Source organism: Methylophilus sp. 3sh_L, from assembly GCF_046766015.1.
In the GTDB taxonomy this organism is placed as follows: Bacteria; Pseudomonadota; Gammaproteobacteria; order Burkholderiales; family Methylophilaceae; genus Methylophilus.
In genome coordinates this window covers 960,271-983,288 of the sequence record NZ_JBKOUF010000001.1, presented here as the reverse complement: position 1 = coordinate 983,288, position 23,018 = coordinate 960,271, and the positions used below count along the sequence as shown (strand labels likewise).

24 protein-coding genes and 1 tRNA gene are annotated in these 23,018 nt (G+C 51.5%); 17 read left to right on the top strand and 8 right to left on the bottom strand.

Going from position 1 to position 23,018, the window contains the following annotated elements:
* Positions 1-639: 639 nt before the first annotated feature.
* Positions 640-715, bottom strand: a tRNA-Asn gene (locus ACIDF8_RS04950).
* 222 nt (positions 716-937) lie between these two features.
* Between ACIDF8_RS04950 and ACIDF8_RS04945 the strand changes: the two genes are divergently transcribed.
* From ACIDF8_RS04945 to ACIDF8_RS04930, 4 genes are all read left to right on the top strand, one after another.
* Positions 938-1,492 (top strand): retention module-containing protein, encoded by a 555-nt coding sequence (locus ACIDF8_RS04945; RefSeq protein ID WP_412009472.1) that lies wholly within the window; start codon positions 938-940, stop codon positions 1,490-1,492.
* 218 nt (positions 1,493-1,710) lie between these two features.
* A complete protein-coding gene (locus tag ACIDF8_RS04940; protein ID WP_412009471.1) occupies positions 1,711-3,165 on the top strand; it encodes a cytochrome ubiquinol oxidase subunit I in 1,455 nt (484 codons plus the stop codon).
* 24 nt (positions 3,166-3,189) lie between these two features.
* Positions 3,190-4,191 carry a cytochrome d ubiquinol oxidase subunit II gene (gene cydB, locus ACIDF8_RS04935; protein ID WP_412009470.1) on the top strand — a complete coding sequence of 334 codons (1,002 nt, stop codon included), beginning with the start codon at positions 3,190-3,192 and terminating at the stop codon, positions 4,189-4,191.
* Positions 4,175-4,366, top strand: a complete 192-nt coding sequence (locus ACIDF8_RS04930) for a DUF2474 domain-containing protein (protein WP_412009469.1) — start codon at positions 4,175-4,177, stop codon at positions 4,364-4,366. Before cydB ends, ACIDF8_RS04930 begins: the two co-directional genes overlap by 17 nt.
* Before the next feature lie 164 nt (positions 4,367-4,530).
* Here ACIDF8_RS04930 and ACIDF8_RS04925 read toward each other — a convergent pair whose 3' ends face one another.
* Entirely contained in the window at positions 4,531-5,100 is a 570-nt protein-coding gene (locus tag ACIDF8_RS04925; RefSeq protein ID WP_412009468.1) for a hemerythrin domain-containing protein, read from the bottom strand.
* Between the two features lie 305 nt (positions 5,101-5,405).
* Here ACIDF8_RS04925 and ACIDF8_RS04920 point away from each other — a divergent pair, with 305 nt between their 5' ends.
* From ACIDF8_RS04920 to ACIDF8_RS04900, 5 genes are all read left to right on the top strand, one after another.
* A complete protein-coding gene (locus tag ACIDF8_RS04920) occupies positions 5,406-6,671 on the top strand; it encodes a PqiA/YebS family transporter subunit (RefSeq protein ID WP_412009467.1) in 1,266 nt (421 codons plus the stop codon).
* The gene (gene pqiB / locus ACIDF8_RS04915; protein ID WP_412009466.1) at positions 6,664-8,322 is read left to right on the top strand and encodes an intermembrane transport protein PqiB; all 1,659 of its coding nucleotides are present in this window, start codon (positions 6,664-6,666) and stop codon (positions 8,320-8,322) included. Before ACIDF8_RS04920 ends, pqiB begins: the two co-directional genes overlap by 8 nt.
* Positions 8,323-8,408: 86 nt before the next feature.
* Positions 8,409-8,984: a PqiC family protein gene (locus tag ACIDF8_RS04910; protein ID WP_412009465.1), complete on the top strand. Its 576-nt coding sequence runs from the start codon at positions 8,409-8,411 to the stop codon at positions 8,982-8,984.
* Between the two features lie 190 nt (positions 8,985-9,174).
* On the top strand, positions 9,175-10,743 hold the full coding sequence (locus ACIDF8_RS04905) for a GGDEF domain-containing protein (RefSeq protein WP_412009464.1): 1,569 nt from the start codon (positions 9,175-9,177) through the stop codon (positions 10,741-10,743).
* 240 nt (positions 10,744-10,983) lie between these two features.
* Positions 10,984-12,201 (top strand): cation:proton antiporter, encoded by a 1,218-nt coding sequence (locus ACIDF8_RS04900; RefSeq protein ID WP_412009463.1) that lies wholly within the window; start codon positions 10,984-10,986, stop codon positions 12,199-12,201.
* Here the strand turns inward: ACIDF8_RS04900 and ACIDF8_RS04895 are convergent, their stop codons facing one another.
* Complete coding sequence (locus ACIDF8_RS04895; RefSeq protein WP_412009462.1) at positions 12,202-13,221, bottom strand: NAD(P)/FAD-dependent oxidoreductase; 1,020 nt, start codon at positions 13,219-13,221, stop codon at positions 12,202-12,204.
* Positions 13,197-13,379, bottom strand: a complete 183-nt coding sequence (locus tag ACIDF8_RS04890) for a TIGR02450 family Trp-rich protein (RefSeq protein ID WP_412009461.1) — start codon at positions 13,377-13,379, stop codon at positions 13,197-13,199. The genes ACIDF8_RS04895 and ACIDF8_RS04890 overlap by 25 nt, the downstream gene beginning before the upstream one ends.
* Before the next feature lie 205 nt (positions 13,380-13,584).
* On the opposite strand from ACIDF8_RS04890, the gene ACIDF8_RS04885 reads away from it, so the two are divergent.
* Both ACIDF8_RS04885 and ACIDF8_RS04880 read left to right on the top strand, forming a co-directional pair.
* Positions 13,585-13,767: a type II toxin-antitoxin system HicA family toxin gene (locus ACIDF8_RS04885; protein WP_412009460.1), complete on the top strand. Its 183-nt coding sequence runs from the start codon at positions 13,585-13,587 to the stop codon at positions 13,765-13,767.
* A 15-nt stretch (positions 13,768-13,782) separates the two neighbouring features.
* Positions 13,783-14,187: a type II toxin-antitoxin system HicB family antitoxin gene (locus tag ACIDF8_RS04880; protein ID WP_412009459.1), complete on the top strand. Its 405-nt coding sequence runs from the start codon at positions 13,783-13,785 to the stop codon at positions 14,185-14,187.
* A gap of 9 nt (positions 14,188-14,196) precedes the next feature.
* On the opposite strand, the gene ACIDF8_RS04875 is transcribed toward ACIDF8_RS04880, so the two are convergent.
* Positions 14,197-14,367 carry a hypothetical protein gene (locus ACIDF8_RS04875; protein ID WP_412009458.1) on the bottom strand — a complete coding sequence of 57 codons (171 nt, stop codon included), beginning with the start codon at positions 14,365-14,367 and terminating at the stop codon, positions 14,197-14,199.
* Positions 14,368-14,405: 38 nt separating this feature from the next.
* Complete coding sequence (locus ACIDF8_RS04870) at positions 14,406-15,836, bottom strand: PLP-dependent aminotransferase family protein (protein WP_412009457.1); 1,431 nt, start codon at positions 15,834-15,836, stop codon at positions 14,406-14,408.
* A 108-nt stretch (positions 15,837-15,944) separates the two neighbouring features.
* On the opposite strand from ACIDF8_RS04870, the gene ACIDF8_RS04865 reads away from it, so the two are divergent.
* The 6 genes from ACIDF8_RS04865 to ACIDF8_RS04840 all read left to right on the top strand — a co-directional run bounded on the left by ACIDF8_RS04865 (position 15,945) and on the right by ACIDF8_RS04840 (position 20,412).
* Positions 15,945-16,394 carry a GNAT family N-acetyltransferase gene (locus tag ACIDF8_RS04865; protein ID WP_412009456.1) on the top strand — a complete coding sequence of 150 codons (450 nt, stop codon included), beginning with the start codon at positions 15,945-15,947 and terminating at the stop codon, positions 16,392-16,394.
* 1 nt (position 16,395) lies between these two features.
* Positions 16,396-17,019 carry an FMN-dependent NADH-azoreductase gene (locus ACIDF8_RS04860; protein ID WP_412009455.1) on the top strand — a complete coding sequence of 208 codons (624 nt, stop codon included), beginning with the start codon at positions 16,396-16,398 and terminating at the stop codon, positions 17,017-17,019.
* 31 nt (positions 17,020-17,050) lie between these two features.
* Positions 17,051-17,479, top strand: coding sequence for a carboxymuconolactone decarboxylase family protein (locus tag ACIDF8_RS04855; protein WP_412009454.1), 429 nt, complete (start codon positions 17,051-17,053; stop codon positions 17,477-17,479).
* Positions 17,480-18,210: 731 nt separating this feature from the next.
* The gene (locus ACIDF8_RS04850) at positions 18,211-19,248 is read left to right on the top strand and encodes a CobW family GTP-binding protein (RefSeq protein ID WP_412009453.1); all 1,038 of its coding nucleotides are present in this window, start codon (positions 18,211-18,213) and stop codon (positions 19,246-19,248) included.
* A gap of 165 nt (positions 19,249-19,413) precedes the next feature.
* Positions 19,414-19,938, top strand: a complete 525-nt coding sequence (locus tag ACIDF8_RS04845; RefSeq protein WP_412009452.1) for a TIGR00645 family protein — start codon at positions 19,414-19,416, stop codon at positions 19,936-19,938.
* A gap of 156 nt (positions 19,939-20,094) precedes the next feature.
* Positions 20,095-20,412, top strand: coding sequence for a hypothetical protein (locus tag ACIDF8_RS04840; protein WP_412009451.1), 318 nt, complete (start codon positions 20,095-20,097; stop codon positions 20,410-20,412).
* 44 nt (positions 20,413-20,456) lie between these two features.
* Here the strand turns inward: ACIDF8_RS04840 and ACIDF8_RS04835 are convergent, their stop codons facing one another.
* Positions 20,457-20,942: a PEP-CTERM sorting domain-containing protein gene (locus ACIDF8_RS04835; protein WP_412009450.1), complete on the bottom strand. Its 486-nt coding sequence runs from the start codon at positions 20,940-20,942 to the stop codon at positions 20,457-20,459.
* 163 nt (positions 20,943-21,105) lie between these two features.
* A complete protein-coding gene (locus ACIDF8_RS04830) occupies positions 21,106-22,986 on the bottom strand; it encodes a potassium transporter Kup (protein WP_412009449.1) in 1,881 nt (626 codons plus the stop codon).
* Positions 22,987-23,018: the final 32 nt, after the last annotated feature.

Here is a 23,018-nt window from a genome sequence, read left to right as displayed (position 1 = left end):
AATCATGCACATATGTCATGCAGTGCCGTTTTTATTCCTATATGGCCTGAAGTATGTCTGCAATCAGAGTTGCTCATCGGAAAGAGGTAACTTTAGTAATGAAACTATTAAACGGCCTTGTAACCCGCATGGAATATAGATTCATCAATTACCTTTCAAAGGTAATTTTTAGTAATAAATAAGGTAATTTTTTATAACTATATGATTTTATTAGCTTTTATTTTTGAGTAAATTACACATTAAAAATGTAATCTAGTTACCTAAAAATTACTATTTAATTACCTTTAATTTTTATATATAACATATTGATATATATTGATTATTTGAACTTTTAAAAATTAACATTACCAATATTACCTTATTCCGATGGCCTGATTTTTTAATGGTTTTATTTTTGCGTTGGCACGTTGTTAGTGTTCTTGACCAGAGTTTTTGAATGATGATCTTGCAGCAGTATCTGCTATATAATCGATGACGCATTCACCTGAATGCACAGGTCGTACATCCCTGTAAAAAAGGCCATCTTCGGATGGCCTATTTCTTGATCGAATTTCTTCAACATGGCAATAATTGCGAAGCGCTTCGCAATTCTGCTCAAAAGCAAAAAGGCCTCGCATCTCTGCAAGGCCTTATTCTATTTGGCTCCTCAACCTGGGCTCGAACCAGGGACCTACGGATTAACAGTCCGGCGCTCTACCGACTGAGCTATTGAGGAATCGGTACATCGTTTGAAGGCGCTATATTACTGAGGCCTCGGCCCTTGGTCAACTACTTTTTGCGAAATATTTTATATTTTTTTAGCGGCTGCGCAGCCATCTGCAAATTGCCATTCCAGCCGCAAATTTTCGGCAAATTTTTGTAATATTTGACTTGTCCAAGCTTGACAGGTCTGGGTTTGTAGGGTTCTGAACTATAATATGCATGAGGAGATATAAAGATGCATAACATGGTGGCAAAGATTTCACACCTGGAGGGACAGGTTGAAGTCGTCAATGCAATGGGCCAGCAGCGGCAATTGGTGGCTGGAGAGTGGTTACGTGAAGGTGAACGGATTGTGGCGCATGAAGGCGCACAGGTTTCACTGGAGACAACCGCGGGTGATAGCTTGAGGGTGCAAGGTCAGCAAAGCATGACCTTAAACGCCCAATTAAACGCCGATTACCTGCCGCATGCCAGTGACGATGCGATTGACGCACAACTGCTGCAACATGTTCTGGCCTCATTACAGGCAGGCGATAGCTTCCTGGACACGGCCGCTTTGCTGCTTCCAGACTCTGCATTTTCTGCTTTTGCCACAGACAACGCCCCAGCTGCAACAGAACCTCTACACATTGCGGACCTATTGCCCGATCATGGGACAGGACATACTCCGTCAAGCCATGTCGTCGACCCTGTTGCAAATAATGGCATGGTGGACTTGATGGCAGCTACCAGCTTACCCAGCGACATCCTCTTGCAACAACAGCTGATCAAAGACATTGATCATCATTGAGTGGTCGATGATCGTTGCTAAAAGCCTTGCACCATTGCAAGGCTTTTTACTTATTAAAGCAGCTTATTTGCATTTGCCATTTAATGACTGTGTATATTTTTTGACTACGAAGCACCAATGAGCAAACTTAATCTGCTGGTGTGCAGTCTATACGATTGATTTCCGCAACAGCTGGTGAGATCCCTCTCCGGCAGTGGTAAGGTGGTAGAAAGATCAATATGTCTGATTTGGCACTGACGCTGGCACGTATCCAGTTTGGTTTTACAATTTCGTTTCATATCATTTTCCCGGCCATCACCATCGGCCTCGCCAGCTACCTGGCCGTGCTGGAAGCACGCTGGCTCATGACTAAACAAAGCGTCTACCTGGACCTTTACCACTTCTGGATCAAGGTATTCTCATTGTGTTTTGGCATGGGCGTGGTGTCCGGCCTGGTCATGGCCTACCAGTTTGGCACCAACTGGGCGGGGTTTTCCAATGTCGCCGGCAGTGTCACCGGCCCGCTACTGGCCTATGAAGTCCTCACCGCATTTTTCCTTGAAGCCGGCTTCCTCGGTGTGATGCTGTTTGGCTGGAACAAAGTCGGGCCCGGCCTGCACTTTGTCTCGACCTTGATGGTGGCGGTCGGCACCTTGATTTCGGCCACCTGGATCCTGGCTTCAAACAGCTGGATGCAAACCCCGCAAGGCTATGAGCTGATGGCGGGCAAAGTGGTGCCGGTAGACTGGTGGCAAATTATTTTCAACCCCTCTTTCCCTTACCGGCTTACGCACATGGTCATAGGCGCTTATCTAGCCACGGCCTTGCTGGTGGTTGCCACGGCTGCCTGGCACTTTCTGCGCAAGCAGGACAACCCCGGCCTGCGTAAAATGTTCTCAATGGGTCTGTGGCTGATACTGCTGATTGCGCCCCTGCAAGCTTTGATTGGCGATATGCATGGCTTGAATACCCTCAAGCATCAACCTGCCAAAATCGCCGCCATTGAAGCGCACTGGGAGAACAAAGGCAGCGAGCCGACGCCACTGATCCTGTTTGCCTGGCCAGACATGCAACAAGAAAAAAATCATTTTGTGCTTGAAATCCCGGTGCTGGGCAGCCTGATTTTGCGCCACTCACTCACGGAACAAATTCCGGCACTCAAAGAATTTGACCGTCAGGACCGCCCGAATGCCACCATCATTTTCTGGACCTTCCGCATCATGGTCGCCCTCGGCTTATTGATGATTTTGCTGGCAGTGTCTTCCCTGTGGCTACGGTTGAAGAAGCAACTTTACACTTGCCCGCTGTTCTTCAAATTCGCGGTGGTCATGGGGCCAGCGGGCATCATCGCGATCCTCGCCGGCTGGTTTACCACCGAAATTGGCCGCCAACCTTGGGTAGTGTATGGTGTGCTACGCACCGCGCAGGCGGTGACACCGCATCCAGTCAGCGAAGTGGCGCTCACCCTCACGCTGTTTGTCATCATTTACCTGGCCGTGTTTGGGATGGGGACGCGCTTTTTGCTCAGGCTGCTTAAAGCCGGACCCAGCACAGGCGAAGCCTTACATGGCGATGCGCTTTCGCCCCAACTGGATCAAGCCAATCCGTTTGCATTGGCGCCAGAGTTCCACCCTGAGACCAAATCGCCCACGCCGGCCTCTGATCCGTCAGCGGGTAATCAATCCAGGGAATAACCGAGGGAATAAAAGGATTCATCAATGGACTTGTCTTTGGTATGGGCTGTGATTATTTTGTTTGGCATCATGATGTACATCATCATGGATGGCTTCGATCTCGGCATTGGCATTCTGTATCCTTTTTTTAAAGACAAAAGCGACCGCGACCTGATGATGAATACGGTGGCGCCGGTCTGGGATGGTAATGAAACCTGGCTGGTATTGGGCGGTGCCGGCTTGCTGGCCGCATTTCCGCTGGCATATTCAGTGATTTTAAGTGCCTTTGCCTTGCCCTTGCTGTTGATGCTGATGGCACTGATTTTCCGCGGCGTCGCATTTGAGTTCAGGTTCCGCGCCAAAGACAGCGAAAGACATTTCTGGGACAAAGCCTTTACCGGCGGCTCGATGGCAGCCACCTTTTTCCAAGGCATGACGCTGGGGGCTTACCTGCAAGGCATCCCGATGGCGCACCAGGCCTACGCAGGCGGCGCATTGGACTGGATCTCACCGTTTTCACTGTTTACCGGCGTTGGGCTGCTGGTCACCTATGCCTTGCTTGGCTGCACCTGGCTGATCATGAAAACCGATGGCGAGCTGCAAGCGACCTGTTACCGCTTGTCCAAACACGTTGCCACTGCCTTGTTCGCCATTATTGTCATCATTAGCGTATGGACGCCCTGGATGGATAGCCGCATTGCCAGCCGCTGGTTCAGCATGCCCAATCTGTTATGGCTTTCGCCCGTGCCCTTGCTGGTTGGCCTCTGCTTTTACCACTTGCAACGTGCCCTGCGCCAACAGGCTGAAACCAGCCCCTTCCTCTACACCTTGGCTTTGGTGCTGCTCGGCTATGCCGGCTTGGGCATCAGCATCTGGCCTAACATTATTCCGCCTGACCTGCCGATTCAGGCCGCCGCAGCGCCGCAAGTCAGTCAGATGTTCGCCTTGATTGGTGCGCTCATCATCATTCCAATTATTTTGATTTACACCGCCTGGGGCTACTATATTTTCCGGGGCAAAGTAAACCGGGATGAACACTATCACTAAGATGGACACGCATACCACACCGCCAACTGACCAGGTCACAATGGCCGCCCGTCGCCCCAGCTGGGCGCGCCGGATTGGCTGGTTATGTCTGATCTGGCTGGCCAGTATTGCAGCGTTGGGGCTGGTCAGTCTGCTGCTGCGGTTCTGTATGCGGCTGGCCGGTTTTCATGCCTGAAACATCGCCTTGCTGCTATGTCACACTGGTTATCCAGCATCACTAGGGCTATTGATTCACATTGCAAGATATCAACAAAAACAGGCGCCAGTGGCGCCTGTTTTTTTCCGTGTTTCTTCGTTGTTTCTTCGGGCTGAAGCTGTTAATGGGGGTAATTGAAGCCGTTAATGGGCGTGTTCGCCCCGCATCATGCGCGCCAGTTGCTTGGTATCCACCTCGTCCCCGGCCGGACACAGTTGCGCCATCAACTGTTGCTTGCGTGCACTCAACATGGCGCCCATTTCCTTGAGGTCCAGCGCCTTGGTTCCCCGCACTTTAGGAAACATCTCGCCCTCCTCTTCCTCCACATGGTGTTCAATATACTCACCCAACACAGTCACTTTGGCGTCATACATCTCATCGGCCGGGTCCATACTTTGAATCTTTGCAATCAAGTCCTTGGCACTGTCATGCTCCACATTGGCCTCGTTGAGCATATCATCCGCATGCGTCGCTTCGCGGGCAGCCGGATAAAAAATCTCTTCTTCGGCGATGGTGTGTGCAATCAACTCTGCACAAATCTGGTCAGCAATTTTCACTTTGGCTTTCATCTCCTGCTGTTTCGCCAACTTATCAAACTGGCTGAATAACTTTTTCACCTTGCTATGGTCCTGTTTGAGCAAGACGATGACATCGTGTTTGGCTGCGCTGGCAGGCATCGCGTTTTTTGAAGCCGGGCGGGATTCCGTTCTCATGGGGTTCTCCTTGAAGTCTGCTTTGAAAATAAATCCTTGGTTTAAAAAATACAGCTTAAAAAAATACAGGTTTAAAAATAAATCCAGATTCAAGCACTCACTGTTTAAACCAATGATGTTTTAGGAACCCTTATGCTCTGACAAAAGCCCGCCGCAAGACAGCCTAGACAGACTGATCCTGCTGTCAGAGAATCTTTATCCCATGCGGCGGCACGGAATTTTTCTTGCCTGATCAAATCCAATCCCATTAGTATGCTTGTATCAAGCCAGTTAATCCTGAGTATTCACTGCCAGTTATCCTCTCTATGACGACCCAGCAACCGACCAAATGGCGACGCTTGCGTGCCTGCCCAGCTTGCGACATGGTCAGTGCCATCCCGGTACTGCGGCCGGGCCAACACGCCAATTGCCCGCGTTGCGGCCATGTGCTGGCCCGGCGGTATTTGCATCCGGTACAACGCAGCATCGCGCTGGCAGCCAGTGCGCTTATCACCTTGTTGATGGCGGTGGCTTTCCCATTTATCAGCGTGGATGCTGGGGGGCTGGATAACCAGATCGAGCTGCCGCAAACGGCTTCTACCCTGTTGCAATCGCATCAACCCGTCGTCGCTTTTATTGTGGCCTGTACGGCAATTGTGCTGCCGGGCTTGTACCTGGTTGGCGTCATTGCCATGCAGGCCAATGTGTTGCGTACGGTGCCCAAGGCGTATAGCGATGTGATTGCGCGCCTGTTTTCCCAACTGCATCCGTGGATGATGGCGGATGTGTTTATGGTGGCCGCCCTGATCAGCCTGGTAAAACTGACAGGCATGGCCGACGTGCAATTGGGTGCGTCCTTTTGGGCCTATTGTGTGTTTGCCTTGCTGTTGCTGATGACCACGCGTTCGGTGGACATTGATTGGCTGTGGTACCGCTTGGCAGGGGAACCGGAAACGCCAGAGGATATCCGTTGCGGCATGAATGCGGCGGCGCAACAGGTGACCGGTTGCGCCACCTGCGGCCTGATTAACCATTTATCAGCGCACCACCCAAGCAATTGCGTCCGTTGCGGCAGCGTATTGCATGCGCGCAAGCCACACAGCCTGCAATTCACCTGGGCCCTGTTGTTGACGGCGATGATTTTGTATATCCCGGCCAATGCCTACCCGATGATGATTACCACCTCACTGGGGCAAAGCCATGCTGCCACGATTATCGGTGGCATGCTGGAGCTGTGGCAGCACGGCTCGCAACCAATTGCGGCGGTGATTTTTGTCGCCAGCGTACTGGTGCCCATCCTCAAAATGCTGGTGCTAATCCTGTTATCCTGGTTGGTGAAACATCCTGGCCCGCTCAGCGCCTTGCAAAAAACCCGTCTTTATCACTTAACTGAATTTGTCGGCCGCTGGTCCATGGTCGATGTATTTGTCGTTGCCATCATGGTTGCGCTGATCCAGTCCGGTAACCTGATGTCGGTGCTGCCGGGGCCGGCAGCGCTGGCATTTTGTGCGGTAGTGATCACCACCATGCTGGCGGCGATGGCGTTCGATCCACGCCTGCTCTGGGATACTCAAGGAAAACAACATGACTGATACGCCTGATGATCATTTACTCGCCCGGGTCGGCAAACAGGCGAGCATCTCGCCGATCTGGATCGTGCCGATCGTCGCACTGCTGATCGGTTGCTGGCTGATCTATGACAACTACACCAAGGCGGGCAAGCAGATTACGCTGTCCATGACGAACGCCGAAGGCATTGAAGCCGGCAAAACCAAAATCAAGGTGCATAGCGTCGATATCGGCCTGGTCGAACAAGTGAAACTGTCTGAAGATCTCGGGCATATCCAGGTCATCGCGCGTATCGCGCCTGATGCACAACCTTTGCTGGTCAAAGACACCCAATTATGGGTGGTCAAACCCCGCATCGGCCTTGAAGGCATCAGTGGCCTCAATACCGTGATTTCTGGCGCCTATATCCAGCTGCAGCCGGGAAAAAGCCAGGAAGAAACAGACGAATTTACCGTGCTCGACCAGGCGCCAATTTCATTAAATGGTGCAAAGGGCGTGCATATTAACCTGATCGGCACCGTGGGTAACGCCTTGCGCGTGGGTGACCCGGTGACTTATCAGGGCCTGCGGGTGGGCCGCGTCGCCAGCGCCACCTTTGATCCGCAGCAACGCAAGATGCAGCATGAATTATTTATCGAACACCCCTATGACGTCTTGATCACTGAAAATACGCGTTTCTGGACCACGGTCGGCATAGACCTCAAGCTCGACTCCGAAGGCTTCAAAGCCAATATCCCGACGGTAGAATCACTGATTGCAGGCGGGGTCAGTTTTGGCCATGCCGACAATCGGCCCATGGGAAAACCGGTGCCCTCCGAAACCACTTTTGAGTTATATGCCAATGAAGAAGCGGCGCGCCAGCAAACCTATGAACAATATCTGGAATATGTGCTGCTGGTGGATGATACGGTGCGCGGATTATCCAATGGTGCGCCGGTCGAGTTCCGCGGGCTACGGGTAGGCACCGTGATGCAAGTGCCGTGGAAATTCAACTCCCCTGCGCGTAAACAGGATTTCAACTATGCCATTCCTGTGCTCATCCACCTCGAACCAGGCCGCCTGGCAGACAGTGGCAAGGCAGACCTGAACGAATGGAAAGCGCGCCTCAATAGCATGCTTAAACATGGTCTGCATGCCACGCTGAAGCCGGGCAATCTGCTGACCGGGTCACTGTTCGTTGACCTTAATATGGATAAGCATGCGCCTAAAACCCGCTACAAACGCGAAACGTTTGAAGGGCTGCCAGTGCTGCCTACCTCCGCCACCAGCCTGGCACAGATCGAACAAAAACTGTCTGACCTGCTGGATAAACTGAACAAGCTGAATGTGGAACCGGTATTGAATGGCCTGGACAAGAATCTGCAACAGTCCGAACAAACCTTGCGTGAAATCCGTGCACTGAGCCAGCAGGTGAACCAGTTTGTGGCCCAGCCGGAGTTCCAGCAAATGCCGGCCAACCTGAACCAGACCATGCAGGAGTTACGTACCACCATCAAAGGGCTGTCGCCAGACTCGCCGGCTTACCAGGAACTGAGCAGTACCTTGCAACGGCTGGAAAAAGTATTGCGGGAAGTGCAGCCGCTGGTAAGAACGCTGAACGAACAGCCGAATGCCCTGCTGTTTGACCGCAAACCCGGTAACGACCCGCTGCCGCTGGCCCCGGCCGCCCCATAAGGACAGTCTTTATGCCTATGTATACTTTTTTATTGCGAAACCCTGTCTTGCGCACCCGTTTATTGCGAACCCATTTATTCAAAACAATGGTTTGGCTGCTCTGCTGCCTGTCACTGAGCGCCTGCCTGGGTAACCGAACGCCGGTCAATACACAGCGCTACAGCCTGCCCGAAGTCAACCTGCCCAGCGCCACCACACCACCAACTCACACCTTGATCCTGGGCAACCTTACCCTCGCCGATGCCCTGGACAGTGACCGTATCCTGATCCAGTTGGACGACATTACCATCCAGGCGACCCGAGATCATTTGTGGAGTGCCTCCTTGTCTGAGGAGTTACGCCAAGGCCTGCGCAGCCGCCTGGCGCAACGCCTGCCTGACACACTGGTCACGGATGCCTTACCCGGTGCAAAAATGCGCGCCAGCCGTCTGCAATTACGCGTCGACCAGTTTCAAGGCCATCAACGCGGCGAGGCCATCATGAGCGGCCAGTGGCAATGGGTATCGGCCGATAACCAGCTGCTTAAAATCCAGCCGTTTCAATTCAGCACCCCTCTGGCCGAGAATGGTTATCCGGCACTGGTCCGTGCGCTGGGCCAAGACCTGGACAAACTCAGTGACCAGATCGCCAGCCAGCTCAAAGCCGCCCCAGGCCAACCGTGAGCAGGCATCGTGGCATCCCGTGAAAATCCGCCCATCACATCATAGGCAGGACGCTCCCCCTGTTTGCACGGGGTAAAAATCACACTTTAGTTAGTAATTCTTTGCGTTTTTTAATTTCTTCACCCACAAGAGCCTGAAGAATTTTTCATGTAAACTGCACCGTGATAATAACGATTGATGGACCGCTGTCTTGCCACGCTTTTTCCTTTGCGCCCTGATTCTGCTTTGTGCCTGGCTGAGTCCGCAAGCCCAGGCGCAAGCGCGTTTATCTGGCGCCACTTGCATGAGCAGCGAAGGCGTCATTGTTGGCAATATCCCCTTGCAAGGGGGCCGGTTTGTCTGCCAAGGCGTGCTCACCATCTCGCAAGCAGGGCAATATGTCATCGACTTTAAAAATACCACCACCATCGCCCAGTTCCAGCACGAAATCTCGGATGGTCACCAGACTCTGCAAATAGTTGCGGGGGGACTCAGCAGTGAGCCTGGCGATGCTTTTCTACTCAGGCACGGGCGTATCGTTCAGCTTGATGCGGGCACCTACCGCCTGATCACCTGGCTACAATCCCCTTATTACCTGGCGCAACCAGAAGTCTTTGTGACCGACCTGGCCAGCTACCAGCAGCAAACCAATACCAGCACCGCGACCAGCTTATTGTTATTGGGGATTTTGCTGGGCATTTTCAGTTATTACATGACCATCGGCATGATGCCTGGGCACGTCACCGAGCGCATGTATGCCTTGTTTATCCTGGGTAACCTGATTTTTCAAAGCGCCGTGCTCGGCCTGTTCAAGCAACTGTTCGGCTGGCACTGGTTTTACCTGACCAGCCTGCCCATCCTGTTTTCCAACCTGGCCTATATCAGCTTTGTCTGCCATTTGCTGCGGATCAATTCGCTCCACCATGCCAACCTTTATAAAGCTTCTATCGTGGCCAGGCTCAGCGTGCTGGCGCTGATGGTAGTAGCGATGATCTCTCCGCACTGGATGCTGGAAATGGCCAGGTTAGGCGTAGCCATTTTCTTGGTTTTTGGCCTGGCCTGCGGCGTCCGCCTCAGTTTAAAAGGGCAACGCATCGCGCAGTTATACCTGCTGGCGATTTCCGTGTTTGGCATCTTGGGCGGCTTGACCATCACTGCGGATCGCGTCACCGCAAATACTTGGTCGGTTGAACAACTCGGATTAATCTCGGTGACCATAGAAGCGGTGTTGTTGTCGCTACTGGTGGCCTACCAGATCACCCGCCTGCATCAAGAAAAAGAGCACATGCTGGTCGAACTGGAAACTACCCGCTCGCTGGCCATGACTGACCGCCTCACCGGCATCCCTAACCGGCATGCGCTAGAGAACCAGATGCTGCATTTTCCCGAGCATGGCTGCCTGATGTTCCTCGATATCGACAACCTGAAACAGGTGAACGACCAATATGGCCACGAAGCGGGTGATCAACTGCTCAAAAGCTTTAGCCGTATCCTAGCGAATAAGCTTGATACGCATGGCAAGCTTTACCGCCTGGGCGGGGATGAGTTCGCCATTGTCTGCCATGAAGATGATGTGGAGTGGTGCCAGCACCAGCTGGAATACACCCATCTGCAAATGCAAACGCAGGGCATCGTCGGCGCTGGCACCAGCGTAGGCATTGTCTTTGCCCATGAGGCCAAAGACAGCGAAACCCTGATGCGGATTGCGGACAACCGCATGTATGCCGACAAGCGTGCGCGCAAAAACCGCAAAGAAATGGTGCAAGTGTTTACGCATTAAGCCCAGCACTTGTTGGTTTTTTTGCGACGGCTATTGCCTCGAATCTCCGCTTACGTGGCCACCAGCGTCTGCAGACATGCCACACGCGCCTAAATCCGTTACACTCTATCTTGCATGCACGCAGCCAAATCATCCCTGCAACGTCTGTGGTTTTTTGTGAGTGGTTCAACCCTCAAGCACTCTCGCGCAAATATCCCATTGATCCACCTTGTGGCGTGCTGCCCAACCTAAGAGAAGCCGATGCCATTACTCACGTCGCTACTGATCCTGATCGTTACTGCCCGCCTGCTCGGGCAGATCTTCAGCCGCTTTAATCAGCCGGCCATAATTGGCGAAATGCTGGCTGGCGTGATGCTTGGCCCCAGCTTGCTCAACCTGATCACACCTAGCCCTGCCCTCTCAGGCCTTTCCGAGTTTGCCGTCTTTTTAATCGTGCTCTCGGCCGGGCTGGAAATGAATTTCAAGGAAGTCATCGACTCCATGCGCGGCAAAGGCGCGGTCATTGCCCTACTGGGCTTTTTACTGCCCCTCACCGGCGGCATTTTAGTCGGGGTAGGCTTTGGCCTAGATGTCAGCCGCACGGTATTTCTGGGCCTGTGCGTTTCAATCACCGCCCTCCCGGTCACCGTGAGCATCTTGCAGAGTTTTAAGCTGCTGGATTCCACCATTGCCCGTTATTCTGTCGCCACGGCGATTTTTAACGATATTGCCGCGCTACTGGTATTAGGGGTGATTCTCAACCTGCCCGAACAAAAATCCTACCAGGCCGTCGCCAGTGCCACCTTGAATGCCAGCTGGAAGCTGATCCTGCTCATGACGATGATTGTGAGTATCAGTGTGCTGATCAAACAGGTGGTGCAAAGAGGCATCCTCATCGACCAGCTGTCAGAAAAACTGGTCGCACTCATCGGCAACGAAGCACTGTTTGGCTTGCTGCTTCTGCTAGTGCTCATGTTTGGCTCAGTCAGTGCAGCCCTCGGCTTTCACTTCATCATCGGCGCCTTTTTTGGTGCCCTGCTCATAGACCGAACCTTCTTTTCGCCTGCGCGCTACAAAGAGCTAGAGCTGACCCTGAGCTCAATCACGGGCGGCTTTCTGGCTCCGGTGTTTTTTGCTTACCTGGGCCTAGAATTCAAAATCCAGGTCATAGATTCGGTCTGGTTTGTGGCCGTAGTGCTGGTGGTGTCGATTGTGACCAAAATCCTGGCCGGGTGGCTGGGTGGGCGCCTCATCGGGTTGAGCAAAAGCGATGCCTTAGGCATAGGCTTTATCTTGAATGGCCGCGGCGTGATGGAGCTGGTCATCGCCAGCATTGCCTATGAACGCGGCTTTATCGGGCAGGACCTGTTCTCGGTGCTGGTATTAATGGGTGTAGTGACCACACTGATTACACCGCTGATGTTCCGCAAATGGGTGATGCCAAAACTCCCCAAGACAACGAATACAAGTAATCCTTAATCAATAGCAAGGCTCGCAGGCCTGTATCATCGCCTGTGCAAGCTGATAGCCACTCATCCAGGCTCCCTCCACCTTGCCGCCATTGAGCCAGTCGCCACACAACCCAAGCTGCTGTGCGGCATCCCAGGCAAAGCCCTGGTGCATGTAATTGGCACAATCCGCATAGCGCCAGCGGTGCACACTGTGTTCCAAAGGAGCTTCGCCCCCTAACGCCTTAAATGCAGCCAGCAGTTCTAAGGCGACCTCTTCAGGCGCACGTTCAATATTGGCCTCAGACCATTCAGCGCTTGCATGCAGCACCCAAACCTCTTTCACCGCGCTGCCCTCATGCAGGCGATGCGGCTTGCTGCTATCCCTTGCCACCCAGCTGAGCGGCCCCGCATTTACAAACAAGCCATCAAAAGGCAAATCCAGTGTATGCGCGTAACGCCCCATCAACGCCCAGCAACCCCGCATTTTCACACTGGCCGCCAGCGCCTGCAGCTCCAGGTTAAAGCCTAACAAGGCCTGCGCCTGCGGTGCCGGAATCGCCAACACCACTTTATCAAACTCCTGCGGATACACACCGTGCTCTTTGCTGTGCACGCGCCATTTACCCTCGGCAAAGGTAATCTGCTGCACCGTCTGCTCCAACTCCACGGTTAAAGATTGCGCCATCTGTCGGGCCGGGCAAGTATTACGGGGCACGCCCACATAGCGTTGCTTTTCAGACTGCTTGGCCCGCAAACTAACCTCATTCGCCTCATACAAGCGCCCTTGCCACTCAGCCACCACGCCCAACTGCAACCACTTTTGCACCTGCGTTACAAACGGCTGCTGCGTCACCGTAAAATACTGCGCGCCATGGTCACATTGCCAGCCTTCACCCTGGCGCGTAGACACCCGCCCGGAAGGCCCACGGCTCTTTTCAAATACCGTCACCAGATACCCGGCCTGCTGCAACGCCTGGCTGCAAGACAAGCCCGCCATCCCCGCACCAATCACCGCAATATTTTTCACGCTACCCACCCCTGTTTCCATACCTCGCGGTTCTGCAACGCATGCCAATCCAGCACCTGCACGCGCCCAGTCATCACCGCTTCTAACTCAACGGCTTCAATCACTTGCGTCTCCTCGTCACCCATCTTCTCACCGCTTACGATGAGCTTGGTCACCATAAAGTGTTTTTCTTTATTCACAGGCTTTACCGCTGTCCACTTAGAATGTAACAGCTTTTTAGGGTTAAGCCGCAATGGTTTTGTTTGCATATGGTTATGACAATAAATGCTCAGGAAATTCTCCGCTATATTTTTCTTAATTTAATCCAGATCAACGGTTAACCACAAAATTGACCCTCCCATATTTTTGTGTAAATATACACAAAAATATAAAAAGGAGCTTTAGATGGACTCCAAATCATTATTGCAATTACTGCATGAAGATGGTTGGGAAGTAGTGAGGACCAGAGGCAGTCACCACCATTTAAAGCACCCAATAAAACCCGGCCTGGTGACTGTTCCGCATCCTAAAAAGGACCTGCCACTTGGCACAGTACGTAGTATATTGAAGCAAGCAGGACTCAAGTAAGAGAAAGGAAATAGCATGTTATTCCCCATCGCTATTCATAAAGAACCCAACTCCAGTTATGGCGTCACAGTGCCAGACGTACCCGGTTGTTTCTCGTTTGGGGACACCGTAGACGAAGCCCTTACAAACGCGAAAGAAGCGATCACTGGACATATTGAAACGCTGCTAGAGTTGGGCGAATCTGTGGATATCAAGGTCAGTGAAATTGAATCCCTTAAAACCCAGCCAGCGTTTAGTGATGCCGCCTGGGGATTTGTGGATGTGGATTTGACCCAGTTAGACGCAAAACCAGAACGCGTCAATATCAGCCTGCCTAAATTTGTGCTTAACCGTATAGACCACTATGTTGCAGCCAACCATGAAACTCGCAGTGGATTTTTGGCGAGAGCAGCATTGTCAGTTTTAGCGCATGAAAAATAAGTGCATTGACTATTGATTTAGCACAGACTGCAACTCAGCCAGCACCGCTTCTGCGCTGTAGGACTCCTGATTTTGTTTAGCCAGCGCCGAAGAAGCCAAACCTCGTGCAATAAACGCTTGCTGGTGTTGGCGGCGGGTCACATTCGCTTTCAAGGCCTCTTCCACAAACGTGCAATTCACAAGAGCCCAGGAAGGCTTAGATTTTATTCTCTCATTCCCTATAGGCTACTGATTACCACCTGTTTCATGCGTTGCGCCAGCTCCCTGGCGTAGTCCAGTGTATGCACATTGGTGAAACTCATGATCAACCCTTGCCCGCAGGGATATTGCATGACCCAAGCGGACAAGGCATGCACGGCCAGCCCGGCTTCATTCAGGTGACGCGCCAGGTATTGATCGTCGTAATCCTTATTAAACCGCACAACCAGATGCATGCCGCCAGCCTGTAATTCAATGCGGATGTCTTTGCCAAAAGTCTCTTGCAGCGCCTGCACAAATTGCTCACGCCGCTGTTTGTAGAGCGTGCGCATTTTTTTGAGGTGGCGGGAAAAACGGCCCTGGGTGATAAATTCCGCTACCGTCGCCTGCGTAGCCCACGGGCAGCCATTCTGGAATATCTGGCAAACGGATTCGATATGCGCAATTTGTGATTCCGGGATCACCAGATAAGCCAGCCGTAACGCGGGAGAGATGACCTTGCTGATCGCGCCGCAATAAATCACGCGGTCCTGCACATCCAGGCTTTTGAGCGCGGGCAATGGCCGCGAAGCATAGCGATATTCGCCGTCATAATCGTCTTCCACAATCCACGACTGCTTGTTTGCGGCCCATTCCAACAAAGCCAAACGGCGCTCCAAAGACATGGTCACGCCCAATGGACTTTGGTGAGACGGCGTCACCACTGCGATTTTGGCTTGCGGCGCTTTAGCAATACCCGTATTCACCACCATGCCCGCCTGGTCAACCGGCACCGGCACAATGGCCCCGCCTGCGGCTTGCATGAGTTTCATCGCCGCCGGGTAGCCGGGGTCTTCCATCCAGACTTGATCTCCCGTCTGCAAGAATGCACGGCAGATCAAATCCAGAGATCCCCGGTAACCATCCGTAATAATCACCTGCGACGGTTTGCAGGCAATCCCGCGCGAGACATTCAGGTAAGCCGCCAAGGCCGCCCGTAGCGACATCAGGCCCAACGGCGAAGGATAGCCCATATCAGCAGCCGTGGCAGACTTGAGTACTTGGCAGCCAAGCTTTGCCCACAACTTGCGTGGAAAAGCATCCAGCGCTGGCAGGCCCATCCGCAGTGCCGGTGGCGTTTCGCTCAAGTTGCGTGAGCGTTGATAAGGGGATGGCACCATCTCATCCGGGCGGCGTAACTGGCCTGCGTGCTCTCCCAAAAAAGGGGCAACCACCGTCCCCGCCTGCCCTTGCGCCAAAAAATAACCTTCCCCCACCAGCATTTCATACGCGGTTTCTACCGTGCCGCGCGCCAGGTTCAATTCCGCCGCTAGGCTGCGCAGCGAAGGCACACGGTCACCGGGTTTCAATAAGCCTTCAGCAATCGCTTCACGAAAGCGCTGGTAAATCTGCAAATAAATCGGCTGGGCGCTATTGGCGTCAAAGTGAATGTTCATCGCGTGTGATTTCATAGTTCAACACCCATCATGGCCTACTCATTTTGTTAAAACATGTCCCTGTCAATTATGTCATCAAAGTCCTACAGTGTGCACATGTTCATCAATACTCAGGAGCAGCACATGGCAGCTAAAACACAGCAGATATTACTCAAGCATGCGGAAAGCGACGCAGAAGTCCTGGCCTGCTTCAACGTCATGCGCGAGCTGCGCCCCAACCTCATCAGCGCAGAAAGCTTCCTAGAACAAGTCACGCGCATGCGTGAACGCGGTTACCGCCTGCTGGCGGCGCTAGAAGGTGATGTGCCCGTCGCCCTCGCCGGTTACCGGGATAAAGAAATGCTGATCCACGGCCATTTTATTTATGTGGATGACCTGATCACCAGCGAAAGCCGCCGCGGCCAGAAGCTGGGCGAACGCCTGCTGCAATATATTTTTGCGCTGGCCAAAACGCAGCACTACAGCAAGGTCATTTTAGATACCGGCATCGGCAACGCACTCGCACAACGCTTTTACTACCGCATGGGCATGCTGGCCATGGGCATGCACTTTTCATACGAACTGGGGAATTAACATGAACAACATTCTATATATCCAATGCAGCCCAAAAACTGCAGGTTCGCACAGTGGCCAGTTTGCACAAGAGTTTGTAAAAGGGTTAAGCAAAGCATTACCCGCTAAAAATGTGGTGTTGCGGGACCTTAGTAATGCCCCTATTCCACACGTTAACAGCCAACATACGCTGGCCTCAGAAAAGCCGGAAAGCATGCGCACCGCTGCCGAGCAAGAAGCCTTGCAGCTCTCAGACACGCTGATTGCAGAACTGGAAGCGACGGATGTGTTGGTGATTGCCACGCCCATGCATAACTACACCGTGCCCTCGGTGCTTAAAGCCTGGATAGACCATGTGGTACGCGCGCACCGCACCATCAAACTCACCCCGCAAGGCAAAGTGGGCCTGATTGGTGACAAACGCACCTACATTATTGTGTCTTCTGGTGGGCATCACACCCGCCAACCCGCCTGGCAACCTGACTTTTTGACACCTTACCTGACAGAAATACTACGCACGGTAGGCATTACCAGCATCGAATTCATTTACCTCGAAGCCATGAACCACGGGCCTGAAGCGGCTAAATATGCCGTCGCTCAAGCACGGTTACACACCGACGAAATCCTGGCCAAACTCGCCAACTAAACACTTATTTTTTAACTTGAAAGGAAACAATATGACACCACGTCTCGCATTCTGGGAACTCTCACCTGAGCTGATGGCTAGCTACACAGCGCTTAATCACCAGCTCGAAAAAAGCAGCCTTGGCAAACCATTTGTTGAACTCATCAACCTACGTGTTTCACACATCAATGGCTGTGCTTATTGCTTAGGTATTCACGCCAAATCACTGCGTGCGGCTGGTGAAAGCAACTCCCGTATTGACCAATTAGGCGGCTGGCAAGTGAGTGACCAATATACCGAAAAAGAACGCGCAGCCCTTGCCTGGACGGATGCCGTGACCAACATCACCACTTCAGGCACACCAGATGATGTTTTTAGCGCATTAAAAGCGCATTTTACTGATCAAGAAATCTCGGACCTGACGTTTGCGATTATTACCATGAATGCGCTAAATAGATTGGGCATAAGTATGCGCAAATAAGTTGAATGTTCGTACCATGCGAAAGTAAAATCAAAGAGAAAGACTTTAAGAAATCCAAATCTTTCTCTATTTACTTCTTGTGATTATCAAAGACTTCTTGTGATTATCAAAGCCATTACCTTTAAAACCTTCGACGCAAAATACATTACCTATTAGGATCACTAGATCGCCTTCACTCTCCAGCTTGCCCTTGGCTTGCATACAATTTACGATGACTTTTAACCCATAGAAAAAACTCACCAAGCACTCTTTCTACAATCACCGCCGTTACCATCAAGACACATGCCATGGCGTTCACGACAGCTTTGCTGTTCATAGAGGTTAATATATTAATCACTATCACAGAAATTTGTTTTAAGATTTTTTACCATGGCATCTATTGCGGGATGATTGGGAAACGCTCAGAAATAATTAACGGATCGGTATTGATTTCGATTGGATCTTAATATTCTTGATGAGCATATTAATTTGCAAACTCAATATGACCAAGTGTGGAAACAACAAATGCGCCTTCTTAAGAGACACGATGGCACCCTTAGTATCACCTAACACTCAGATATATGCCGAAATCGAAAAAGAGATCTTTGGTTAAATCTGGTTTATACAAGTCTTTTAAGACCATACATACTTCTTGGAATATCTCTTTGAATCTCAATATAAGTCGAAACACTTAGCACTACCCGCAACCATCCACGTTAAAATACCGCCACTCTCGTTTTATTAGAAATGTTATGGATAAACGTATCCCCGTCACGCTACTCACAGGTTTTCTGGGTAGCGGCAAAACCACCCTGCTCAACAAGCTGCTGCATAACCCGGCGATGAAAGACACCGCCGTGATCATCAATGAACTCGGTGAAGCAGGTTTAGACCAGATTTTTGCCAATAGCCAGATTTCGCAAACGATTGAGAGCGAGCATATTGCCGATAACACGGTGTTGTTGAGTTCTGGCTGTTTGTGCTGCTCGCTCAAAAATGAGCTGGCTGACACCATGCGTGATTTGTTCTTTAAGCGCAGTTTGCAGGCGGTGCCGGAATTTAACCGCCTGGTGATTGAAACCACTGGTATGGCCGACCCTGGCCCGATTTTAGCTAACTTGATGAATGAGCCGGTGATTGAGTCTGTTTACAGATTAGACGCGGTAGTGGTGACGATTGATGCGGCGTATGGTTTGCAGCAAATTGCCGAGCAGAAAGAAGCGCTTAAACAAGCCGCGGTGGCGGATGTGTTGCTGATTACCAAGCGTGACACGGCCACGCCAGAACAGATTGAAGCCTTGCAGGCCAAGCTGAGCGAAATCAACCCCAATGCGACACAGCAATTTGTGTTGCATGGCGAGATAGACCCGATGCAGATTATTGATGTAGGATTGTTTGACTTTGCCAGCAAGCAGGCGAGCCCGCAGCGTTGGTTGCGTGCCCCGGCCAGTGGGTTTAGTGCGGCGAAAAAAGGTACCTTGCCCAAGGCGCCTGCGCATGATGGTGTGAGCACGTTTACCGTCTACCTGCCCAAGCCGATGGCTTATGCCGATTTTAAAGGCGTGATTTTAAAGCTGTGCCAGACGCATGGTGAAAAGCTGTTGCGCATGAAGGGCATTTTGCATGTGGAAGATGCGCCTGCCCCGCTGGCGATCCACGCCGTGCACTTTACGCCCTACCCGCCTACGCTGCTTGAAGGCTGGGATGAAGATGAGCCAATTAGCCGCGTGGTGATTATCGGCAAGGGGATTGATGAGCAAGCTGTGCGTGACATGCTCACACAGTTCTAAAAATAAATAACTGCGCGGGCGAATTGCGGCGTTACGCGGTGCTCTAAATCCTCATGTACTTTGTGTACACTGCGGTTTCTGCGCTCCGGGCGCCTTGCACTTCATCCCGCTCGAATATTTATTCGAGATATCTTATAAGTAGTAACACTAAAAAATGGAGTTTTCATGGCGAAGTTGTTGGAAAGAATTTTAGAGAGTTTGATTTTTAAAAGCCGCTGGCTGATGGCGCCGATGTATCTCGGCCTGGTTGGCGGTCTGGTGATTTTACTGGTGAAGTTTGGCCAGGAATTTATGCATATTGCCGCGCATCTGGGTTCGCTCACTGAGCAAGAAACCGTGCTGTCACTACTTGCATTGGTCGATATCACCCTAGTCGGTAACTTGCTGATCATGGTGATTTTTAGCGGGTATGAAAACTTTGTCTCACGCATTGATACGGCAGACAGCGAAGACCGCCCTGAGTGGATGGGTAAAGTCGATTACTCTGGCCTCAAGCTGAAGCTGATCGGTTCGATTGTGGCGATTTCTGCCATCGACCTGTTGAAAGCCTTTGTGCATCAGAGCTCGGGCACAGCCAGCTTCACCACCGAGCAAATGGCCTGGCTGGTGGGCATCCACCTGACCTTTATCATCACCGGCGTGCTGTTCGCCTGGATGGATAAAATTGCGGGGCATGGGGATGATCATTAAGGCGAGGATTGCTTGGATGACTAGATGACTGAAAACCCGCTGCGGCGGGTTTTTTGTTGCCTGCACGATCTATTAAATCTTGCAAAACTTACACTTAGCACGGAACCAGTTAGCTATCGCGTTAATCATATTATTCACTTAATTGGGTGATTAAATATGAAAATTCCTGTCTTCACTTTTATGGTTTTTTTGGTGCCATCGCTCTACCAAAACTCGCACGCGGATGAGCATCCTGCCATGCCAGACTGTAGCAAACTACCGGTTAACTACAGTATTAGTTACCTAGATGAAAACAGCGACGGCGTGATTTCGTTACAAGAGTATTTGCAAGGCGATCCAACGCATCAGAAAAAAACCTTTGAGCACATGGATGCCAACCATGACGGCGTGTTGGATGTTGCAGAGCAAAAGGAAATTGAACAGGTGTATAAACTGCTGCATGAACAACATGCGGCGGGGAGCCACAAAACCTAGCCAATAAAAAAGCCCCATCACTGGGGCTTTTTGCTTAGGGCTGATTAAGCCTTTTTATAACGGCGGGCAGCAATTGCGCCCAAACCAACCAGCATCAAAGCCATGCTTTCTGGCTCGGGGACTGGGGTAACGACTGTGGATAATGGAGTAATACTGCCAGTTAATTGGTAGTTACCACCACCTCTGATATCAAATCTCAGGGTGTAATCACCCGAAGCAAGATTAGTAAAGTTGAACTTGTAAACATCCCCAGAAGACGCTGTAAAATCTGAAAGACCTTTGACCAAAACTCCGCTGTTATATAAACCGAACACATAACCTGGATTCTGATTTGTTTGCAAAGTACCATCTAAATCCAAGGTACCAACCAAATCGAAAGTCTTAGTCGAGTTTACCAGATCAACAATTGCCGTTTTACCATTGTTACCAACGCCATTCTGGTCAGAACCTGAAAATGAAAATTGAGTGACGGCTGCATTTGCGTTTAAGGCTGCAAACATGACCCCTGCACAAGCCAGTTTCCAAAACATAAAGATATTCCTCAAATAGTTTATATAGTTAATTCATTGTGAATTATAAGGCGAACACGCTTTTTAACAAAATAGCCCGAATAGGCTAAGGCCTAAATCTGATAAAAAATGATCATTCAGCTCAAAAAGGCAGCAACTAGCAAAAGTTGCTGCCTACACCCCACTACAATTGCACGCGGCTGCCTAGCTCAATCACACTATTGGCCGGGATATTAAAAAACTCGACCGCACTGCTGGCATTGCGCGTCATGACCGAAAATAACTGGTCACGCCAACGCGGCATGGCGCCACCCACATCGGGCACGATAATCTCGCGGCTTAAAAAATAAGAGTTGGTGAATGGATCCAGGGTTTTGCCATCGAGCTCTACGGCGCGCAAGGCTTGCGGGATATCAGGATGTTGCATAAAGCCATACCGTAACTGTATTTGCCAGAAGCCTTGTGCCAGCCGCGTCACCACAATCCGCTCTTGCGCATTCATAAACGGCACTTCTTCAAAAATCACGTTCACAAACAGATTGTGCTGATGCAATACCTGGTTATGTTTGAGGTTATGCAACAGGGCTTGTGGCACGGTTTCAAGGTTGGAAACCATATATACCGCGGTGCGTTCTACCCTTGGCAGCGTACAGTGGGCCAGGGAGTCAATAAATGGCAGCAATTTGGGGTCTGACTGCGCAATGCCGTTGAGCAGACTGTAACGGCCTTTTTTCCAGGTGGTCATAAACAGGATCAACACCACACTGAGGGCGACCGGGAACCAGCCGCCTTGCATGAACTTCATGGAGGCTGAACTGAGCAGGATAGCGTCTACGCTCGCTAATACGGCGGTGAGCAGGCCGGCCAGCCACACTGGAAACTGCCAGCGGTGACGCATCACGACAAACATGAGGATGGTGGTAATCAGCATGGTGCCGGTCACCGCAATGCCATAGGCAGATGCCAGCGCAGAGGAGCTTTGGAAAGCCAGGCAGACGATGATGACGGCAAGCAGCAAGGCCCAGTTGACTGAAGGCATGTAGATTTGGCCGGATTCGCTGGCCGAAGTATGGATAATGCGCATACGTGGCAAAAAGCCTAATTGAATCGCCTGGCGTGTCATGGAGAAAGCGCCAGAAATCACGGCTTGCGAGGCAATAATGGTAGCCAGAGTGGCCAAAATCACGGCAGGAATCAGCAACGGCTCAGGAAACGACAGGTAAAACGGGTTGCTGGCTGCCTCAGGATGATGCAACAGCAAGGCGCCCTGCCCCAGGTAGTTCAAAATCAGGCATGGAAACACCAGGCCTAACCAAGCCAGCTGGATGGCTGGACGGCCAAAGTGACCCATGTCGGCATACAAGGCTTCTGCACCGGTCACAGCCAGCAGAATGGCGCCGATGGCAATAAATACCCCCGCACCGCGTGATTGCAAAAACTGCCAGGCATATTGGGGATGAATGGCTTGTAACACCTCTGGTGCCTGGCTGATTTGCCATACCCCAATGGTCGCCAGCGCCAGGAACCAGCCAATCACCACCGGGCCAAAAAAACGCCCGACGGCATGCGTGCCATGACGCTGAACCCAGAACAAGCCGATCAGGATGCCGATGGAAATCGGCAACACTTGTGCCGATAATGCAGGCGAGGCTACTTGCAGGCCTTCTACGGCAGACAATACCGAAATGGCTGGCGTGAGCACGCTATCGCCATAAAACAAGGCGGCACCCAATACCCCCAGCAATAACAACAGGGTGCTGCGCTTATCTTGTGGCCGCAAGCTGGAGACTGCCAGCGACAGCAAGGCCATCACGCCGCCCTCACCTTTGTTATGTGCCCGCAGGACTAACAACACATATTTAAAGGTCACCACAAACATGAGTAACCAGAAAATAGAGGAGATCGCACCCAGGATATTGGGCTGGTTGAGCGGCACACCGGTGCTCTCGCTAAAAATGACCTGTACGGTATAGAGCGGACTGGTACCGATATCGCCATACACGACACCGATCGCCCCTAAGGCCAAGGCGGCCAGACTGCTTTTTTTGGTGGAAAACGTTTCCATCACATCCCCTTATGGTTGATTAATGGAAACAG

What these genes read in the sequence shown, in the direction of transcription:
- pqiB (WP_412009466.1), top strand. Translation starts at nt 6,664, where the DNA reads ATGACTGATACGCCTGATGATCATTTACTCGCCCGGGTCGGCAAACAG.
- ACIDF8_RS04850 (WP_412009453.1), top strand. Translation starts at nt 18,211, where the DNA reads ATGGATAAACGTATCCCCGTCACGCTACTCACAGGTTTTCTGGGTAGC.
- cydB (WP_412009470.1), top strand. Translation starts at nt 3,190, where the DNA reads ATGGACTTGTCTTTGGTATGGGCTGTGATTATTTTGTTTGGCATCATG.
- ACIDF8_RS04880 (WP_412009459.1), top strand. Translation starts at nt 13,783, where the DNA reads ATGTTATTCCCCATCGCTATTCATAAAGAACCCAACTCCAGTTATGGC.
- ACIDF8_RS04910 (WP_412009465.1), top strand. Translation starts at nt 8,409, where the DNA reads ATGGTTTGGCTGCTCTGCTGCCTGTCACTGAGCGCCTGCCTGGGTAAC.
- ACIDF8_RS04830 (WP_412009449.1), bottom strand. Translation starts at nt 22,986, where the DNA reads ATGGAAACGTTTTCCACCAAAAAAAGCAGTCTGGCCGCCTTGGCCTTA.
- ACIDF8_RS04885 (WP_412009460.1), top strand. Translation starts at nt 13,585, where the DNA reads ATGGACTCCAAATCATTATTGCAATTACTGCATGAAGATGGTTGGGAA.
- ACIDF8_RS04895 (WP_412009462.1), bottom strand. Translation starts at nt 13,221, where the DNA reads ATGGAAACAGGGGTGGGTAGCGTGAAAAATATTGCGGTGATTGGTGCG.
- ACIDF8_RS04930 (WP_412009469.1), top strand. Translation starts at nt 4,175, where the DNA reads ATGAACACTATCACTAAGATGGACACGCATACCACACCGCCAACTGAC.
- ACIDF8_RS04900 (WP_412009463.1), top strand. Translation starts at nt 10,984, where the DNA reads ATGCCATTACTCACGTCGCTACTGATCCTGATCGTTACTGCCCGCCTG.
- ACIDF8_RS04870 (WP_412009457.1), bottom strand. Translation starts at nt 15,836, where the DNA reads ATGAAATCACACGCGATGAACATTCACTTTGACGCCAATAGCGCCCAG.
- ACIDF8_RS04940 (WP_412009471.1), top strand. Translation starts at nt 1,711, where the DNA reads ATGTCTGATTTGGCACTGACGCTGGCACGTATCCAGTTTGGTTTTACA.
- ACIDF8_RS04945 (WP_412009472.1), top strand. Translation starts at nt 938, where the DNA reads ATGCATAACATGGTGGCAAAGATTTCACACCTGGAGGGACAGGTTGAA.
- ACIDF8_RS04840 (WP_412009451.1), top strand. Translation starts at nt 20,095, where the DNA reads ATGAAAATTCCTGTCTTCACTTTTATGGTTTTTTTGGTGCCATCGCTC.
- ACIDF8_RS04855 (WP_412009454.1), top strand. Translation starts at nt 17,051, where the DNA reads ATGACACCACGTCTCGCATTCTGGGAACTCTCACCTGAGCTGATGGCT.
- ACIDF8_RS04865 (WP_412009456.1), top strand. Translation starts at nt 15,945, where the DNA reads ATGGCAGCTAAAACACAGCAGATATTACTCAAGCATGCGGAAAGCGAC.
- ACIDF8_RS04920 (WP_412009467.1), top strand. Translation starts at nt 5,406, where the DNA reads ATGACGACCCAGCAACCGACCAAATGGCGACGCTTGCGTGCCTGCCCA.
- ACIDF8_RS04845 (WP_412009452.1), top strand. Translation starts at nt 19,414, where the DNA reads ATGGCGAAGTTGTTGGAAAGAATTTTAGAGAGTTTGATTTTTAAAAGC.
- ACIDF8_RS04925 (WP_412009468.1), bottom strand. Translation starts at nt 5,100, where the DNA reads ATGAGAACGGAATCCCGCCCGGCTTCAAAAAACGCGATGCCTGCCAGC.
- ACIDF8_RS04860 (WP_412009455.1), top strand. Translation starts at nt 16,396, where the DNA reads ATGAACAACATTCTATATATCCAATGCAGCCCAAAAACTGCAGGTTCG.
- ACIDF8_RS04835 (WP_412009450.1), bottom strand. Translation starts at nt 20,942, where the DNA reads ATGTTTTGGAAACTGGCTTGTGCAGGGGTCATGTTTGCAGCCTTAAAC.